We start from the raw sequence: 16,586 nt of genomic DNA, 5'->3' as shown, positions 1-16,586 counted from the left end.
GCGCCCATGACTCTTCCGGTGTGGTTGCTGATCGCGCTGCCGCTGCTCGGTGCGGCGGCCCTGCTGCTGGGTGGCAGGGCCACCAACGCGTGGGGTCATCTGCTGGGTTGCGCGACGGTCATCGCGTCCTTCGTCGTCGGCGTCGTGCTGTTCGTGGGCCTCGTGAACGCACCGGCCGAGGACCGCGGCGTGCGCGAACACCTCTTCACCTGGGTACCCGTGGGCCAGCTGCGCGTCGACTTCGGTCTTCAACTCGACCAGCTATCAGTGTGTTTCGTGCTGCTGATCACCGGTGTCGGTTCGCTGATCCACCTGTACTCCGTGGGATACATGGCTCACGACCCGGAGCGCAGGAGATTCTTCGCCTACCTCAACCTGTTCGTCGCGGCGATGCTTCTGCTGGTGCTGGCCGACAACTACCTCGGCCTCTACATGGGGTGGGAGGGCGTCGGTCTGGCGTCCTATCTGCTCATCGGCTTCTGGCAGCACAAGCCGTCGGCAGCCACGGCCGCCAAGAAGGCGTTCGTCGTCAACCGGGTCGGTGACGTCGGCCTGGCGCTGGCCCTGATGCTGATGTTCACCGAAGTGGGCACCATCTCCTACGAGGGCGTCTTCGGGGCGGCCGGCGAGATGTCTCGGGGAGCGGTGACGGCCGTCGGTCTGCTGCTTCTGCTGGCCGCCTGCGGCAAGTCCGCGCAGGTGCCGTTGCAGTCGTGGCTCGGGGACGCAATGGAGGGTCCCACCCCGGTGTCGGCGCTCATCCACGCGGCGACGATGGTCACCGCGGGGGTGTACCTGATCGTGCGGTCCGGGCCGATCTACGACCTGGCCCCCGACGCCCGCCTGGGCGTGGTGATCGTCGGCGCGGTCACCCTGTTGTTCGGCGCCGTGATCGGGTGCGCGAAGGACGACATCAAGAAGGCGCTCGCGGCGTCCACGATGAGTCAGATCGGCTACATGGTGCTCGCCGCGGGCCTCGGACCGGCCGGCTACGCGATCGCGATCATGCACCTGCTGACCCACGGATTCTTCAAGGCCGGGCTCTTCCTTGGCGCCGGTTCGGTGATGCACGGCATGGACGACGAGACCGACATGCGACGGTACGGCGGCCTGCGCACGTTCATGCCGATCACGTTCGTCACCTTCGGCCTCGGCTACCTGGCGATCATCGGCGTGCCGCCGTTCGCGGGCTTCTTCTCCAAGGACGCCATCATCGAAACAGCCTTCGCCGCAGGCGGTGTCAAGGGCATCCTGCTCGGCGGGGCGGCGCTGCTCGGCGCCGGCATCACGGCCTTCTACATGACCAGGGTGATGCTGATGACGTTCTTCGGGGAGAAGCGCTGGAAGGCAAGGGCGAGCGAAGCGACGGGGGAAATGACGGAGCCGCACCCCCACGAGTCTCCACTCTCGATGACCGTTCCGATGGTCGTGCTCGCGATCGGATCGATCGGCGCCGGAGCACTCTTGGCGATCGGCGGGACCCTCGAGCACTGGTTGGAGCCCGTCGTCGGAGCCCACGAGGAGGCGGCGCACGTCATCCCCGTGTGGCTGATGACCACCGTGACCCTGGCCGTCGTGGCCGTCGGCGTCGCGGTCGCCTACCGCAACTACGCCACGCGCGCGATCCCGGAGGTCGCCCCGGAGAACGTCTCCGCGCTGACCGTCGCCGCCCGCCGGGACCTCTACGGTGACGCGTTCAACGAGGACGTGCTGATGCGCGGCGGTCAGACGATGACCAGGGGGCTGGTCGAGATCGACGACGAGGGCATCGACGCCGTGTCCCGCGGCCTCGGCACACTCGTCGGCGGCGCCTCGCAGCGCTTGCGGCAGGTGCAGACCGGCTTTGCCCGCTCCTATGCCCTGTCCATGCTCGGCGGTGCCGTCCTGGTCATCGCCGCGATTCTGGCGGTGAGGGTCTGGTGAGCGGCATGCCGTGGCTGTCGGTGCTGTGGGCCGTGCCCATGTTCGGCGCGGGCGTGGTCATCCTGTTGCCCTCGGCCGCACGACATCTCGCCAAGTACCTGGCACTGGCGCTGTCGCTGGTCGTGCTGGCGATCGCGGTACTGCTGGCCGTGACGTTCGACCCGACGGGCCCGCAGTATCAGTTCGTCGAGGACCACGCCTGGATTCCGTCCTTCGGCACGGGGTACATCCTGGGGCTCGACGGCATCGCGCTGGCGCTGGTAGTGCTCACCGCCGTCCTGGTTCCGCTCCTGATGGTCGCCGGCTGGAACGACGCGAGCGATCACGGCAGGTCCGCGCACGCCTACCTGGCGCTGATCCTCGCCGTCGAGGGCATGGTGCTGATCTCGCTGACGGCGCTGGACGTCCTGCTGTTCTACGTCTTCTTCGAAGCCATGCTGATCCCGATGTACTTCCTCATCGGCGGTTTCGGCGGGGGCGAGGGTCGGTCGAAGGCCGCGGTGAAGTTCCTGCTGTACAACCTGTTCGGTGGGCTCATCATGCTCGCGGCGGTCATCGGGTTGTACGTCGCGACGGCCAAGAGCGACGCCTTCGCCGCGGGCACCTTCGACTTCCGGGCGATCGTCACCGCCGTCGCCGACGGGTCGTTGAACGTCGACCCCGCAGTGCTCAACGCCCTGTTCGGTGGGTTCATGTTCGCCTTCGCCGTCAAGGCGCCGCTGTGGCCGTTCCACCGCTGGCTGCCCGACGCAGCCGTGGAGTCCACGCCCGCCACGGCGGTGTTGATGATGGCCGTCGTCGACAAGGTCGGCACGTTCGGCATGTTGCGCTACTGCCTGCAGTTGTTCCCGGACGCGTCGATCACGTTCCGGCCGTTGATCATCACGCTGGCGGTCATCGGCATCGTCTACGGCGCAGTCGTCGCGATCGGGCAGACCGACGTGATGCGCTTGATCTCCTACACGTCGATCTCGCACTTCGGCTTCATCATCCTCGGCATCTTCGTGATGACGTCGCAGGGCCAATCCGGGTCGACGCTCTACATGGTCAACCACGGCATCTCGACGGCGGCACTGTTCCTCGTCGCCGGATTCCTGGTGTCGCGCAGGGGAAGCCGGGCCATCGCGTCCTTCGGCGGGGTGCAGAAGGTGGCGCCCGTGCTGGCCGGTACGTTCCTCGTCGCCGGGTTGGCGACCCTGTCGCTGCCGGGGCTCGCGCCGTTCATCAGCGAATTCCTGGTGCTGATCGGCACGTTCACCACGTACCCCGCCCTGGCGGTCTTCGCGTCGTCGGCGTTGGTGCTCTCTGCGATCTACATCCTGTGGATGTACCAGCGGATGATGACCGGGCCGGTCGGGGTGGACAACGAGAAGCTGCGAGACCTGGTGCCGCGGGAGATCCTCGTGGTCGCCCCGTTGATCGCCCTTCTGCTGGTGCTCGGCGTCTATCCCAAACCGGTCCTCGACGTCGTCGACCCCGCCGTCGGCCACACGCTGACGACGATCGGCCAGCAAGACCCGGCACCGCGCGTTGCCGAAGGGAGACCCGCCAAGTGACGATCACCCCGCCCACGGTCGAATACGGCCTCGTCTCACCGATGTTGATCGTGCTGGGCGTCGCCGTGCTCGGCGTCCTGGTCGAGGCGTTCCTGCCCCGGGCCGCGCGCTATCCGGTGCAGCTGGCGTTGGCGATCGGCGGTCAGGTCGCCGCCCTCGTCGCCGTCGTCGTCCAATGGGCGGGGCTTGGCTCGTCGGTGGGCCGGACCGCGGTGATGGGCGCGGTCGCCGTCGACCGGCCGGCCCTGTTCCTGCAGGGCACGCTGTTGACGGTCGGGATCCTCGGAACGTTGCTGATCGCGGAGCGGCGCATCGCCTCGGAGGTGGGCGTCGACGAAGGCGCCGGTGGTCTCGACGCGTTCACCCCGATGGCGTCGGCCGTGCCGGGCAGCGTCGCCGAGAGGCTCGCCACCAAGGCCGGCCTCGCCCAGACCGAGGTCTTCCCGCTGACCATGTTCGCGCTCGGCGGCATGATGCTGTTCGGCTCCTCCGACGACCTGCTGACCATGTTCGTTGCGCTGGAAGTCTTCTCGTTGCCGCTGTACCTGATGTGTGGCCTGGCCCGGCGCCGGCGACTGTTGTCACAGGAGGCGGCGCTCAAGTACTTCCTGCTCGGTGCGTTCTCGTCGGCGTTCTTCCTGTACGGGATCGCCCTGTTGTACGGTTACTCCGGCTCCCTGAGCCTCACCGGCATTCGCGAACAGACCTCGGCTGACACCGGCATGGCGTTGGTCGGCATCGGCCTGCTGTCGGTCGGCGTGCTCTTCAAAGTCGGTGCAGTGCCGTTTCATTCGTGGATTCCCGACGTCTACCAGGGCGCACCGACGCCCGTCACGGCCTTCATGGCGGCAGCCACCAAGATCGCCGCATTCGGGGCCATGCTGCGCATCTTCTACGTGGCGCTACCCGACTTTCGGGCCGACTGGCGCCCACTCATGTGGGGCGTCGCCATCCTGACGATGGTGGTGGGCACGGTGACCGCGGTGTCCCAGAGCGACGTCAAGCGGATGCTGGCCTATTCGTCGGTCGCCCACGCCGGGTTCATCCTCACCGGCGTCATCGCCCTGACCGACAGCGGCGTCTCCGCGACGCTGTTCTACCTGTTCGCCTACGGGTTCAGCACGCTGGGCGCCTTCGCGGTGGTCAGCGTCGTCCGCAACGCCGCGGGCGAGGAGGAGACCAACATGCTGCGGTGGGCGGGGCTGGGCCGCCGTCATCCCCTGGTGGGCGTCGTGTTCTCGCTCTTCCTGCTCGCGTTCGCGGGCATCCCGTTGACCAGTGGCTTCGTCAGCAAGTTCGCGGTGTTCAAGGCGGCCGCCGAGGGCGGTGCGGCGCCGCTGGTGATCGTCGGCGTCTGCGCCAGTGCCGTGGCGGCCTATTTCTACGTCCGCGTGATCGTGCTGCTGTTCTTCACCGACCCGCCCGAGGACGGCCCCACGGTGGTGGTGCCCAGCGCGCTGAGCATGGCGACCGTGACCCTGAGTGCCGCCATCACCTTGGCGCTCGGCGCGCTGCCACAACCGATCCTCGACCTGGTGAACAGCGCGAACCACTTCGTCGGCTAAGTGAACCGGCCAGCCCGCCGGATCGTGTCACGATCGACGGATCCGTCGAAGGAGGAATTCGCGTGCCAACCTTTCCAGCCCTCACCCACGTCGCACTCACCGTGCGGGACCTCGCGGTCAGCGCACCGTGGTACCGCCAGCTCATCGGCGTCGACCCCCTGATCGACGAGGACACCGACGCCGGCTACCGGCACGTCGTCTGGGCGCTTCCGGACGACACGCTGCTGGGCATCCATCAGCACACCCAGGCCGCCCCGGCGGACTCGTTCAGCGAGTTCCGCGTCGGCCTCGACCACGTGGCGTTCGCCTGCGGATCTCGGGCCGAACTGGAGGAGTGGGTGACGCGCCTGGACGAATTGGGAGTCGAGCACGGTGGCATCGTCGACGCCCCCTATGGCTCCGGGCTGAGCTTCCGAGACCCCGACGGGTCCGCCCTGGAGTTCTTCGCACCGCCCGCCGAGGGCTAGGTGCCCGCCGGGGAGTCGTCGTCGGACCCGGCCATCAGCACGTTCCACGCCTCGCGCCGCTTGCGGTCCTGAACTTCCCTGCGCCACTGGGTGCCGCGTTGGCTGAACTGACCCTCCGCCGCGCGCTCGGCGATCTCGGTGATGCGGCGGCCCAACACCAGGGCTTCACCGATCGTCATCGTCAGCAGGACCCCGGCCCGGTCGCCGTCGGGCCGCCCCACGGGGTCGACGACCACTCTGGCGGTCTCCGCTCGCCCATCGGCGTCGTCGGTCCACGGCGGCGTGGAGTACACCTCGGGTACCCCGTCTTCGTCGTTCAGGGTCAGCTGCACGTACATGACGTCAACGGTACTGGTTCGACCCGTCGAGCCGTCGGTCGACGGGAGTGAACTCAGGGGTTTCGCGCCCCTGCGACCAGCTCGGCGGCGGCGGTGACCACGACGACGTCGTCGCAACGTTGAACTCGTCAGACCCGGCGTCGTCGAACGCCTAGCTAGGCCTTCACGCCGTGGCAGACGATCGCGGCGGTCTGCTCAACCCAGGCGTCGTCCAGCGACCCGCCGGGATCGAGGAGTAGCCGCAGAAGCGTTGCGCCACCGATGATTTCGATCAGACGCTCGGGGTCGACGTCGGCGTGCACCTCGCCTCGGGCGACGGCGTGGTCCAGCCGTTCCCGGACGACGCCGAAGAGCCCGACGAACCGGCTCATCACCCGCGCGTGCAGGTCGGCGTCGTCGGCCATGTCGGCGACGAGGCCCGGCAGCGCGGCCCGGACCACCGGACTGGTGAACACGTCGCGGGCGGCGGCGACCATGGCCAGCACGTCGGCGACGATGTCGCCCTCGGGGGCACTCAGCGCAGTGGGTGCCACCGGAAACGCCGCCTCGTGGATCAATTCGGCCTTGCTGGACCACCGGCGGTACAGCGCGGTCTTGGTGGTGCCGGCACGCTCGGCGACCGCGGCCATCGTGAGATTTGCGTACCCGATTTCGACGAGCAGGTCCGCCGTCGCCCCCAATATGGCAGCGTCAATGCGAGGGTCGCGTGGGCGACCCACGTTCGGGGTCTCGACAACGTCACCCGCGTCTGCTTTCATAACGCTACTCACCGTATCGTAATTGTCCGAAGGGGTAAACCGTGGCCAACGAACCGGCTGTCGAAGACGTCAGCCGCCTCCAGCACAGCTCCCGTGACAACAGCACCCTCCCCACGGTCATGGCGCGGTGGCTCGCCTCCGTCCTCCCCGGAGGCTCCGTCCCCGAAGTGACCGTCGAGAGCGGCGTCGACGCGAACGGCATGTCGTCGGAGACCATCATCCTGACCGGACGTTGGGAGCAGGACGGTCGACCGGTCGAGCAGAAGTGGGTGGCCCGCGTGGCCCCTAGCGCCGCCGACGTGCCGGTCTTTCCGACCTACCGAATGGACCATCAGTTCGACGTCATCCGACTCGTCGGCGAACTGAGCGACGTGCCCGTCCCCCGCGTCCGCTGGTTGGAGAACACGGGCGAGGTACTCGGCACGCCGTTCTTCCTGATGGACCTCGCCGACGGCGTCGTGCCACCCGACGTCATGCCGTATACGTTCGGCGGCAACTGGTTTGCCGACGCACCGATCGAGAGGCAGCGCGAGCTACAGGACTCCACCGTCGACGTGTTGGCCAAACTGCACTCGATTGCCGACGCGGAGAGCACCTTTGGGTTCCTGGCCGAGGTCGACCCGCCGGGCGACACCCCGCTGCGACGGCACTTCGGCTGGTTGAAGGACTGGTACGAGTTCGCCGTCCCCGACATCGGACCGTCGCCGTTGGTCGAACGGGCCCTGACGTGGCTGGAGCAGAACTTTCCCGACGACGTGGCCGCGACGCCGCCGGTGTTGGCGTGGGGCGACTCGCGCATCGGCAACGTGCTCTACGAGGACTTCCGGCCGGTCGCCGTGCTCGACTGGGAGATGGCAACCGTCGGCCCCCGCGAGCTCGACGTCGCGTGGATCATCTTCGCGCACATGGTCTTCCAGGAGCTCGCCGGCATGGCCGGCCTGCCGGGGCTGCCCGACGTGCTGCGCGAGGACGACGTGCGCTCGACGTACGAGGAGCTCACCGGCGTGACACTGGGCGCCCTGGACTGGTTCTACGTCTATTCGGGCGTGATCTGGTGCTGTGTGTTCATGCGGACCAGCGCCCGACGGGTGCGCTTCGGGGAGATGGAGAAGCCCGACGACGTCGAGTCGCAGTTCTACCACGCGTCGCTGCTGAGGCGCCTCATCGAGGGAGACGAATGATGTTGGGCCCCATGGACGAATATCCCGTGCACCAGATCGCCAAGCCGATCGCGTGGCCGGGACCGTCGGACCGCAACTTCTACGACCGGTCCTACTTCAACGCCCACGATCGCACCGGGGAGATCTTCCTCATCACCGGCATCGGGTACTACCCCAACCTGGGGGTCAAGGACGCCTTCGTGCTGATCCGCCGCGGTGACGAGCAGACCGCGGTGCACGTCTCCGACGCGATCGACCAGGACCGGCTCAACCAGCACGTGCTCGGGTACCGCGTCGAGGTTCGGGAGCCCCTGCGCCGGCTGCGAATCGTCATGGACGAGACCGAGGGCATGGCCGTCGACCTCACCTGGAACGGGCTGTTCGATGTCGTCCAGGAGCAGCCACACGTCATGCGCGCGGGCAACCGGGTCACCCTCGACGCGCAACGGTTCGCCCAATTGGGTTCGTGGAGCGGTCACCTCGTCGTCGACGGCGAGGAAATCGCCGTCGACCCGTCGACGTGGATCGGCAGCCGCGACCGGTCGTGGGGCATCCGGCCCGTCGGCGAGGCCGAACCCGCTGGGCGGCCGGCGGATCCGCCGTTCGAGGGCATGTGGTGGCTGTACGTGCCCATGGCGTTCGACGACTTCTCGATCGTGCTCATCATCCAGGAGGATCCCAGCGGCTTCCGCTCGCTGAACGACTGCACGCGCATCTGGAAGGACGGCCGCGTCGAACAACTGGGGTGGCCGCGGGTCAAGATCCACTACACCTCGGGGACGCGCATTCCAACCGGCGCCAGCATCGACGCGACGGCGCTCGACGGGTCGCCCGTGCACTTCGACGTGGAATCCAAACTACCCGTGCCCATTCACGTCGGCGGTGGTTACGGGGGCGACTCCGACTGGATCCACGGGGTGTGGAAGGGCGAGAAGTTCACCGAGCGGCTGACCTACGACATGACCGACCCGGCGATCGTCGGGCGAGCCGGGTTCGGTGTGATCGACCACGTCGGCCGGGCGCTGTGCACCGAGGGTGACGGTGCACCCGTCGAGGGCTGGGGGCTCTTCGAGCACGGCGCCCTTGGCCGTCACGATCCGTCGGGCTTCACCGACTGGCTGACGGTGGCGGACTAGCGGGGACGCCGACGACGTAATCAATCGCCGCTCGACGGCGTTCACCCCCAGGGGTTGGAACGCACGTCGAGAGGGAGAAACCATGGTCCACGGCCATTACGATCCGCGATTCACCGACCTCGTCAAGGCCCTGGAGGACGAGCTCGTCAACGGTGACGAAGTGGGAGCGGCGCTGGCGGTCGACGTCGACGGCGTCAGCGTGCTCGACGTCTGGGGCGGGTACGCCGACGGCGCTCGATCCACCGAATGGGCCGAGGACACCATTCTCACCGTGTGGTCGTCCACCAAACCGGTGTGCGTCCTGGCGGCGCTGATCCTCGTCGACCGCGGACTGCTCGACCTCGACGCACCCGTCGCGCGGTACTGGCCGGAGTTCGCGGCCAACGGCAAGCAGGACGTCAAGGTTCGACACGTGCTGTCGCACACCTCCGGCGTCGCCGGCTGGAACGAGCCGTTCACCCAGGAGGAGATGTACGACCGAGACGCGGCCGTCGCCCGCCTGGCCCGACAGGCCCCCTGGTGGACGCCGGGCACCCAGGCCGGCTACCACGCCCAGAACTACGGACAACTGGTCGGCGAGATCGTCCGCCGCATCACCGGGACCAGCCTGACGGACTTCGTCCGCCGCGAGATCGCCGAGCCGCTGGGAGCCGACGTTCAGATCGGTGCTCGGGCCGCCGACGACCACCGCGTCGCCGAGCTGATCACTCCTCCGCCGATTCGGCTGCCGACACTTCCGCAGGACGACCCCATGCGCAAGGTGTTCGCCGCTCCCCCGGCCGCGGCCGAGCCCGCCAACACCAGGGCCTGGCGGCGTGCGGAGGTCGCCGCCTGCAACGGTCACTCCAACGCGCGCGGGCTCGTTCGGGCGCTGTCACCAATTGCGCTGGGCGGCAAGGCCAACGGCGTGACCCTGCTCACACCGGCGACGATCGACCGCATCTTCGACGTCCAGGCGTCGGGGCCCGATCTGGTGCTGGGCTCCCCCGTGCAGTGGGGGCTGGGAATGGCTCTGCCCACCCCGGAGTTCCTGCCCTACCTCAAGACCGAACGGACCTGCTTCTGGGGCGGGTGGGGCGGCTCCCTGGTCGTGATGGACCTGCACCGGCGAACCACGATCGCCTACACGATGAACCGCATGGCCTCCGACCTCGTCGGATCCGACCGCACGCGGCGCTATTTGGAACTCGTCTACGAGGCACTCGACGCATGAAGAAGGGGCACCCGATCCCGGGTGCCCCTGCGTCGTCGAACGGTGGGTCAGCGGCCGTTGCCGACGGTCGAGGTGACCTGGCCCACGGTGGCCCGCTGCTGAATGTCGTTGACCCACTGGTGATGATCGATGTCGGCGCTCGCGGGTGCAGCCAACCCGAAGAGGGCTGCGGCGAATCCGGAGGCGACGATGCTGGCAATGCTGAACTTCTTCATGCTGGGCTCAACGACGCACGCGGGCGGTTTCATTCCACGGGCCCGCGGCGTCGCCGCCGCGAGGACGAGATCTAGGCGGGCTGCGCCTGCTCGCTCTCGGGCGTCTGCACGGTCTGCGCGGGCGCGCGCCCGAAGACCATCGATTCCTCGATGCGGTCGAAGCGGTGGTCGAGCAGGTCCAGGACGTAGTTGTGCCGCACGTTCCACGGTCGCCGGACCCCCGACTTGGGCAGCGCGTGCGGGGCGCGCTGGATGTAGCCGGCCTTGAGGTCGAACGTCGGCTTCTCCGGCATCGGCACCCCGCCCAGATGCGGGTAGGCGTGGGTGTACCCGTGAGAGTCCATGTAGGCCAACAACTTCGCCACCGCCCGCGCGGTCATGTCGGCCCGCAGCGTCCACGACGCATTGGTGTATCCGATGCACCACGCCATGTTGGGCACGTCCTCGAGCAGGTGCTCCTTGTAGACGAAGCGATCGGTGGGCGCGATCTCGGTGCCGTCGACCACGATGTCGACCCCGCCGAGGGCCTGCAGCTGTAGCCCGGTGGCGGTGACGATCAGGTCGGCGTCGATCCGCGTGCCGGACTCGAGCACGATGCCGGTGGCGTCGACGTGGTCGACCCGGTCGGTGACCAAGTCGACGCGGCCGTCACCGATGTGGTCGAACAGGTCGTGGTCCAACACCAGACACATGCGCTGGTCCCACGGGTCGTAACGCGGCTTGAAGTGCAGGTCCACGTCGTAGCCCTCGGGCAGCGCCGCGATGGTGCGGTTCCTGACCAGCCAGCGGCCGAACCTGGGGGCCTTGCGGAACATGGCGTACGACAGCACCGAGAAGGCGGCGTTGCGGGCCCGCACCACACCGTGAGCCAGCTTGAGCGGCAACATCTTTCGAATGGCCGCCACCATCGGGTCGACCCGCGCCATCGACATCATGTAGGTCGGCGAGCGCTGCAGCATCGTGACGTGGGCGGCCGTCTTGGCCAACGCAGGAACCAGGCTGATGGCCGTCGCCCCGCTGCCGATCACGACGATTCGCTTGCCGGAGTGGTCCAGCGACTCCGGCCAGAACTGGGGGTGCACCACCTCGCCCGCGAAGTCCGCGAGGCCGGGGATCTCGGGTCGGTACGGCCGGTCGTAGTCGTAGTAACCGGTCCCGAAGAACACGAAGCGCCCCCGGTACAGCGTGGTCGAGCCGTCGGAGGCCTCGGTGCGCAAGGTCCAGGTGTCGGTCGAGGAGTCCCATTCCGCGCTGGCGACGCGGGTGTCGAACCGAATGTGACCGTCCATGCCGTGGTGGCGGGCGGCGTCGGTGAGGTAGTCGCGGATGTCGCCACCGTCGGCCACGTTCTCCGGCCTGGTCCACGGCTCGAAGGGCAGGCTCAGGGTGAAGATGTCGCTGTCCGACCGGATCCCCGGGTAGCGAAACAGGTCCCACGTGCCGCCGATGCGTTCGCGCCGCTCCAGGATGGTGTAGCTGAGCTGGGGGTTGCGCTGGTGAATGCGATAGGCCGCGCCGAGTCCCGAGATGCCTGCGCCGATGATCAGCACGTCCGAGTATTCCGCCTGGTCGTCCATCGAGAGCCTCCTTGGTCCTGCCGCGTACCAGCCCCACGATAGGGCGTCCGGCGTGACGCGCGTCGACGATCCCCTGCAGTACGTCCACCTGAATCGGTGCGGTCGGAACTCCGCCGTCCCGACCTCGGGTCGTGAGAGCCTGGTCACGTGACCAATCCACCAGGTCTTGACGTCGTCGTCGTGGGCGCCGGTTTCGCCGGGCTGACGGTCGCCCGCAGTCTCGCCGCGCGTGGTCACGAGGTGCGGGTGCTCGAGGGCCGGGACCGCGTCGGCGGACGCTCCCACACCACCACGGTCGCCGGCGTGCCCGTCGACCTCGGCGCCACGTTCGTCGGGCCGACACAGACCGGGGTGTTGAAACTGGCCGCCGAACTCGGCTGCCCGACGGAGCCGACCCACAACGTCGGCAAGAACCTGATCCGCTGGCGTGGCCGGGTCAGGTCCTATCGCAGCACCATTCCCAAGCTCTCGATCCTGGAGCTGCTCGACGTGTCGCGCATCCAGTGGCGATTCGAGCGGCTCGGCAAGCAGGTGCCCCTCGGCGCGCCGTGGACGGCCCCGACGGCAGACCGGCTCGACCACCTGACCGTCGACGGCTGGCTGCGGTCGGTGCACGCGGGCAAGAGCACCCGGGATCTGATGGCGATCATGGCGCGGGTGACGTGGGGGTGCGAGCCCTACGAGGTGTCGATGCTGCACGCCGTGCACTACATCAAGGCAGCCGGCGGCATCGGGACGATGCTCGACGTGAAGGGCGGCGCCCAGCAGGACCGCTTCCCCGGTGGCACCCAGCAGATCGCGATCCGCATGGCCGACGAGCTCGGCGAGCGCGTGCGCCTGGGCAGCGCCGTCGAGCGCATCGAGCACACCGCCGCCGGCGTCACCGTGCACACGGCCGCCGAGGCGGTGACCGCGCGCGCCGTCGTCGTCGCGATCCCGCCGGCCCACCAGGGCTCCATCGCGTTCGACCCCGGTCTGCCCGTCGACCGCGCCGAGCTGGCGACCCGCTGGCCGTTGGGCAACCTGAGCAAGGCCTACGCCGCCTACGAGACGCCGTTCTGGCGGGCCGCCGGTCAGTCGGGCGAGGCCCTGTCCGACGACGGCCCCGTGTTCATCACGTTCGACGTCAGCCCGAGCGACGCCGGACCGGGCGTCCTGCTCGGCTTCACCGACGCCCGCACCTTCGACCCGCTGGAGCCGGACGCCCGCCGCGCCCGCGCCCTGGACTGCTTCGCCAGCCTGTTCGGCGACGCCGCCCGTGACCCCGTCGACTACGTCGACCACCGCTGGAGTGCCGAGCCGTTCGCTCCCGGTGGTCCGACCGCCGCGGTGCCGCCCGGTTCGTGGACGACCTTCGGCCGTCGGCTGCGTGAACCGGTGGGCGGCATCTTCTGGGCGGGCACCGAGACCGCGGACCAGTGGACCGGATTCCTCGACGGAGCCGTGCGCTCGGGCCTGCGTGCCGCCGCGGAGGTCGCCGACTACCTCGCTACGAGCTGATCCGGCGCTCCTGCGCAGAGGACTCGAGCAGTTCGCGGAGCAGCCGGTTGACCTCGTCGGGCTGTTCGAGAATGCCGCAGTGCCCACCGGCCAGCTCGACGATCGACGCCAGGTTCGGCGCATCGGCCGCGATGCGGCGCGAGGACCCGATGGGCAGCAGACGGTCGTCACGACTGCCGATGACGAGCGTCGGGACGGTCAGGTTCTGCAGCGAGATGTGCCGTTCCCCAACGGAATCGACGAGTACCCGGGCCCAGCCGCCACGACCGGCAGGGGGTGTGTGGGCGAACAGGTCGAAGACGAAGTCGGCGATCGCCGGGTCGGCGTGGCGGCCTACCGCCAACGCGGCCACGAACCGTCGGCTCTGCTGGATGGAGCCGGGCAGCAGGGGTGCGGCGCCGAACCTCTTGAGCAACAGTCCGGCCGCACGTACCCGGCTGCCCATGAATGCCGGTGGGACGGGCAGGAAGTCGACGTTGCGCAGCAGGTCACCGCTGGTCGTGTTGATCAGCGCGACGGCGTCGGCGCACTGCCGCACCCGGTGCGGGTAGCGCCTCGACCACGACGAGATGGCGATGCCACCCATCGAGTGGCCGGCGATGACGGCGCGCTCGCCGGGGGCCAACGTCGCGGCCAGGACGGCGTCGAGGTCGGCGGCGAGGAAGTCGAGGCCGTAGTTGCTTCGCCGCCCGCGCAGCGGGGGCACGCCGCTGCGGCCGTGGCCCCGATGGTCGTAGGCGATGACCTTGTAGTCCTGGGCGAGGTCGACGATCTGGTGGGCCCACACCCGGATCGCACAGGTGATGCCGTGCGCCAGGACGACGGGACGCCCGTCCTCGGGACCGAAGACCTCGGTGTGGATTCTGGTGCCGTCCGCCGAGTGGACGTCGACGACGCGTCCGCGCGGCATGTCGTCCAGGATCGCCAGTCGTCTCGAGCTCGTCCGCACGTCCGCTCCCATCCCCGTGGCACCTTTGCCGACGGCGGAAGAATTGTAGCGATCGCCACGTCAGCGCGGCATGGTGAGCACCGGTTTGATCGCCGTGCCCGACACTGCGGCCGCCCACGCGGCACCGAAGTCGTCGAACGCGAACCGGGTGACCAGCTTCTCCAGCGGCAGTTCGCCGCGCCGGGTCAGCTCGGCGAGCCGGGGGATGAACACGTGCGGGTCGCTGTCGCCCTCGACGACGCCGCGGACCCGCAGCCCCTTGGCCATGATCAGGCCGACCGGCAGCTCGGCGGTCAACGCCCCTAGGCCGACGAGAGCCAGTGTGCCGCAGGCCCGCAACGCCACCAGCGCGGTGGCGATGACCGCCGGGAGGGCGGTGGTGTCCACCGCGATGGTGGGTCCGCCACCGGTCAGGTCGGCGAGGTGTGCCGCGACGTCGTCCTCGGTCGGGTCCAGGACGGCCGTGGCACCCAGTTCCGTTGCCACCGAACGACGCTCGGCATTGGGGTCGACGGCGACGATGGCGCGGCAGCCCGCGATCCGGGCGCCCATCACGGCCGAGAGGCCGACGCCACCCGCGCCGAACACGACCACCGCGTCGTCCGCTCCGGCGGCGGCGGCGTTGAGCACCGTGCCGACGCCCGTCTGCACGCTGCACGCCAGCGGTGCCGCCAGCGCCGGGTCGAGCGGCTCGGTGAGCGGAATCGTGTTGGACGGCCCGCCCAGGACGTGCGTGGCGAAGCTGGACTGACCGAAGAAGTCGCCGCGCAGCGGGATTCCGCCGAGGCGCAGGGCGCTGGCGTCGTCGGCCCGGTCACCGCGCATGTTGAGCGTGGTCGCGTGGTCGCAGTATGCGGGTCTCGCGGCCGTGCAACTGGGGCACCTGCCGCAGCTGGCGAAGGTGAGCACCACCTGCCGGCCCAGCTCGACCCGGGCCCGGGGCCCCGCCTCGACGACGGTGCCGACGCCCTCGTGCCCGAAGACCATCGGCAGTTTGCGTGCGGGCCATCGCGCGGCGACGCTGACGTCGGTGTGGCAGATGCCGACGGCGTCGACGCGGACCAGCACCTCCGCGTCGACCGGCGCCCGGACCTCGACGTCGACCAGTTGGGGCTCGGATTCCTCGGTGAGCAGGACCGCCGCTCGTGCGTTCGTCACCGGGCGATGTTAAATGGTCACGATGCGCGCCATTCAGATCCCGCGACTCGACGGACCACGGGCTGCGGAGCTCGTCGAGATCGACGAACCCGAGGCCGGCGACGGCGTCCTGGTCGACGTCCACGCCGCGGGGGTCGCGTTTCCCGACGCCCTGCAGACCCGCGGGCTGTATCAGCACCGCCCGGAACTGCCGTACGTGCCTGGCGCAGAGATCGCCGGCGTCGTGCGCAGCGCGCCGGCGGGTGCTCACGTCGCGGCGGGCGACCGGGTGGCCGCGCTGACGATGCTCAGCGGTGCGATGGCGGAAGTCGTTGCGGTACCGGCAGATCGGGTGTTCAGGCTGCCCGACGCGGTGTCGTTCGAGGCGGGCGCCGGGCTGCTCTTCAACGATCTGACGGTGCACTGCGCGCTGCGCACCCGCGGTCGCCTGGTGGCGGGTGAGTCGGTGCTGGTGCACGGCGCCGCCGGCGGCATCGGCACGTCGACGCTGCGGCTGGCGTCGGCCTGGGGAGCGTCACGCACCATCGCGGTGGTGAGCACCGAGGACAAGGGTGACGTCGCGCGCGCCGCAGGCGCCACGGACGTGGTGCTCGCCGACGGCTTCAAGGACGCCGTCAAGGAACTCACCGACGGCCGCGGCGTGGACGTCGTGGTGGATCCGGTCGGCGGCGACCGGTTCACCGACTCACTGCGGTCGCTCGCCGCCGGCGGACGGCTGCTGGTGATCGGATTCACGGGCGGGGAGATCCCGACGGTCAAGGTGAACCGGTTGCTGCTCAACAACGTCGACGCGGTCGGCGTCGGCTGGGGCGCCTGGGCCGCCACCCACCCGGGGTATCTGGCGGAACAGTGGGCCGAGCTCGAGCCGCTGCTCGCCTCCGGCGCGGTGTCGGCACCCCAGCCCGTCGTCTACCCGCTGGAGCGAGCTGCCGACGCCATCGCCTCGCTCGAGGACCGCACCGCCAGGGGGAAGGTCGTCGTCACGCTTCGGCCGTGACGGACGGTGACGACGGGGCTTCGGTCGTCCGCCCGCCGGGCTACCGATCCCGACGATTCGCAATCCGATGAGCA

15 protein-coding genes are annotated in these 16,586 nt (G+C 69.2%); 9 read left to right on the top strand and 6 right to left on the bottom strand.

The features are described from left to right. The first annotated feature begins 6 nt into the window (after positions 1 to 6). The 4 genes from nuoL (at position 7) to H7J06_RS10015 (ending at position 5,511) form a co-directional block, all read left to right on the top strand. On the top strand, positions 7 to 1,923 hold the full coding sequence (gene nuoL / locus H7J06_RS10030) for an NADH-quinone oxidoreductase subunit L (protein WP_264038609.1): 1,917 nt from the start codon (positions 7 to 9) through the stop codon (positions 1,921 to 1,923). Between the two features lie 5 nt (positions 1,924 to 1,928). Continuing rightward, a complete protein-coding gene (locus tag H7J06_RS10025; RefSeq protein WP_264038789.1) occupies positions 1,929 to 3,479 on the top strand; it encodes an NADH-quinone oxidoreductase subunit M in 1,551 nt (516 codons plus the stop codon). Positions 3,480 to 3,520: 41 nt separating this feature from the next. Continuing rightward, positions 3,521 to 5,044, top strand: coding sequence for an NADH-quinone oxidoreductase subunit NuoN (nuoN, locus tag H7J06_RS10020; protein WP_275079245.1), 1,524 nt, complete (start codon positions 3,521 to 3,523; stop codon positions 5,042 to 5,044). 62 nt (positions 5,045 to 5,106) lie between these two features. Further along, on the top strand, positions 5,107 to 5,511 hold the full coding sequence (locus tag H7J06_RS10015; RefSeq protein WP_264038607.1) for a VOC family protein: 405 nt from the start codon (positions 5,107 to 5,109) through the stop codon (positions 5,509 to 5,511). On the opposite strand, the gene H7J06_RS10010 is transcribed toward H7J06_RS10015, so the two are convergent. Together H7J06_RS10010 and H7J06_RS10005 are read right to left on the bottom strand one after the other, a co-directional pair. Next, entirely contained in the window at positions 5,508 to 5,849 is a 342-nt protein-coding gene (locus H7J06_RS10010; RefSeq protein WP_264038606.1) for a hypothetical protein, read from the bottom strand. The genes H7J06_RS10015 and H7J06_RS10010 overlap by 4 nt on opposite strands. A gap of 155 nt (positions 5,850 to 6,004) precedes the next feature. Continuing rightward, the gene (locus tag H7J06_RS10005; RefSeq protein ID WP_264038605.1) at positions 6,005 to 6,607 is read right to left on the bottom strand and encodes a TetR/AcrR family transcriptional regulator; all 603 of its coding nucleotides are present in this window, start codon (positions 6,605 to 6,607) and stop codon (positions 6,005 to 6,007) included. Between the two features lie 41 nt (positions 6,608 to 6,648). Here H7J06_RS10005 and H7J06_RS10000 point away from each other — a divergent pair, with 41 nt between their 5' ends. The 3 genes from H7J06_RS10000 to H7J06_RS09990 all read left to right on the top strand — a co-directional run bounded on the left by H7J06_RS10000 (position 6,649) and on the right by H7J06_RS09990 (position 10,116). Beyond that, positions 6,649 to 7,788, top strand: a complete 1,140-nt coding sequence (locus H7J06_RS10000; protein ID WP_264038604.1) for a phosphotransferase family protein — start codon at positions 6,649 to 6,651, stop codon at positions 7,786 to 7,788. After that, positions 7,788 to 8,903, top strand: coding sequence for an Rv3169 family protein (locus H7J06_RS09995; protein ID WP_264038603.1), 1,116 nt, complete (start codon positions 7,788 to 7,790; stop codon positions 8,901 to 8,903). Before H7J06_RS10000 ends, H7J06_RS09995 begins: the two co-directional genes overlap by 1 nt. Positions 8,904 to 8,985: 82 nt before the next feature. After that, positions 8,986 to 10,116, top strand: a complete 1,131-nt coding sequence (locus H7J06_RS09990; protein WP_264038602.1) for a serine hydrolase domain-containing protein — start codon at positions 8,986 to 8,988, stop codon at positions 10,114 to 10,116. A gap of 47 nt (positions 10,117 to 10,163) precedes the next feature. Here H7J06_RS09990 and H7J06_RS09985 read toward each other — a convergent pair whose 3' ends face one another. Together H7J06_RS09985 and H7J06_RS09980 are read right to left on the bottom strand one after the other, a co-directional pair. Next, positions 10,164 to 10,331, bottom strand: a complete 168-nt coding sequence (locus H7J06_RS09985) for a hypothetical protein (protein ID WP_264038601.1) — start codon at positions 10,329 to 10,331, stop codon at positions 10,164 to 10,166. A gap of 71 nt (positions 10,332 to 10,402) precedes the next feature. Then, the gene (locus H7J06_RS09980) at positions 10,403 to 11,908 is read right to left on the bottom strand and encodes a flavin-containing monooxygenase (RefSeq protein WP_264038600.1); all 1,506 of its coding nucleotides are present in this window, start codon (positions 11,906 to 11,908) and stop codon (positions 10,403 to 10,405) included. Positions 11,909 to 12,055: 147 nt separating this feature from the next. On the opposite strand from H7J06_RS09980, the gene H7J06_RS09975 reads away from it, so the two are divergent. Beyond that, positions 12,056 to 13,408, top strand: coding sequence for a flavin monoamine oxidase family protein (locus H7J06_RS09975; RefSeq protein WP_264038599.1), 1,353 nt, complete (start codon positions 12,056 to 12,058; stop codon positions 13,406 to 13,408). Here the strand turns inward: H7J06_RS09975 and H7J06_RS09970 are convergent. Together H7J06_RS09970 and H7J06_RS09965 are read right to left on the bottom strand one after the other, a co-directional pair. Continuing rightward, positions 13,398 to 14,369: an alpha/beta fold hydrolase gene (locus tag H7J06_RS09970; RefSeq protein ID WP_264038598.1), complete on the bottom strand. Its 972-nt coding sequence runs from the start codon at positions 14,367 to 14,369 to the stop codon at positions 13,398 to 13,400. The two genes, H7J06_RS09975 and H7J06_RS09970, sit on opposite strands and share 11 nt — an antisense overlap. A gap of 48 nt (positions 14,370 to 14,417) precedes the next feature. Continuing rightward, positions 14,418 to 15,515, bottom strand: coding sequence for a zinc-binding dehydrogenase (locus tag H7J06_RS09965; RefSeq protein ID WP_264038597.1), 1,098 nt, complete (start codon positions 15,513 to 15,515; stop codon positions 14,418 to 14,420). Between the two features lie 22 nt (positions 15,516 to 15,537). Between H7J06_RS09965 and H7J06_RS09960 the strand changes: the two genes are divergently transcribed. Continuing rightward, positions 15,538 to 16,512, top strand: a complete 975-nt coding sequence (locus H7J06_RS09960) for an NADPH:quinone oxidoreductase family protein (protein ID WP_264038596.1) — start codon at positions 15,538 to 15,540, stop codon at positions 16,510 to 16,512. The last annotated feature ends 74 nt before the right edge of the window (positions 16,513 to 16,586 follow it).

This window comes from Mycolicibacterium hodleri, from assembly GCF_025822245.1.
GTDB lineage: Bacteria > Actinomycetota > Actinomycetes > Mycobacteriales > Mycobacteriaceae > Mycobacterium > Mycobacterium hodleri.
Note: the sequence above shows the minus strand (reverse complement) of the source record. Positions and strands in the feature narration are given on the sequence as shown.

Coding starts and splice junctions, on each gene's coding strand:
- H7J06_RS09970 (WP_264038598.1), bottom strand. CDS start 14,369: ATGGGAGCGGACGTGCGGACGAGCTCGAGACGACTGGCGATCCTGGAC.
- H7J06_RS10010 (WP_264038606.1), bottom strand. CDS start 5,849: ATGTACGTGCAGCTGACCCTGAACGACGAAGACGGGGTACCCGAGGTG.
- H7J06_RS09995 (WP_264038603.1), top strand. CDS start 7,788: ATGTTGGGCCCCATGGACGAATATCCCGTGCACCAGATCGCCAAGCCG.
- nuoL (WP_264038609.1), top strand. CDS start 7: ATGACTCTTCCGGTGTGGTTGCTGATCGCGCTGCCGCTGCTCGGTGCG.
- H7J06_RS10005 (WP_264038605.1), bottom strand. CDS start 6,607: ATGAAAGCAGACGCGGGTGACGTTGTCGAGACCCCGAACGTGGGTCGC.
- H7J06_RS09960 (WP_264038596.1), top strand. CDS start 15,538: ATGCGCGCCATTCAGATCCCGCGACTCGACGGACCACGGGCTGCGGAG.
- H7J06_RS09990 (WP_264038602.1), top strand. CDS start 8,986: ATGGTCCACGGCCATTACGATCCGCGATTCACCGACCTCGTCAAGGCC.
- H7J06_RS09980 (WP_264038600.1), bottom strand. CDS start 11,908: ATGGACGACCAGGCGGAATACTCGGACGTGCTGATCATCGGCGCAGGC.
- nuoN (WP_275079245.1), top strand. CDS start 3,521: ATGTTGATCGTGCTGGGCGTCGCCGTGCTCGGCGTCCTGGTCGAGGCG.
- H7J06_RS09985 (WP_264038601.1), bottom strand. CDS start 10,331: ATGAAGAAGTTCAGCATTGCCAGCATCGTCGCCTCCGGATTCGCCGCA.
- H7J06_RS10025 (WP_264038789.1), top strand. CDS start 1,929: ATGCCGTGGCTGTCGGTGCTGTGGGCCGTGCCCATGTTCGGCGCGGGC.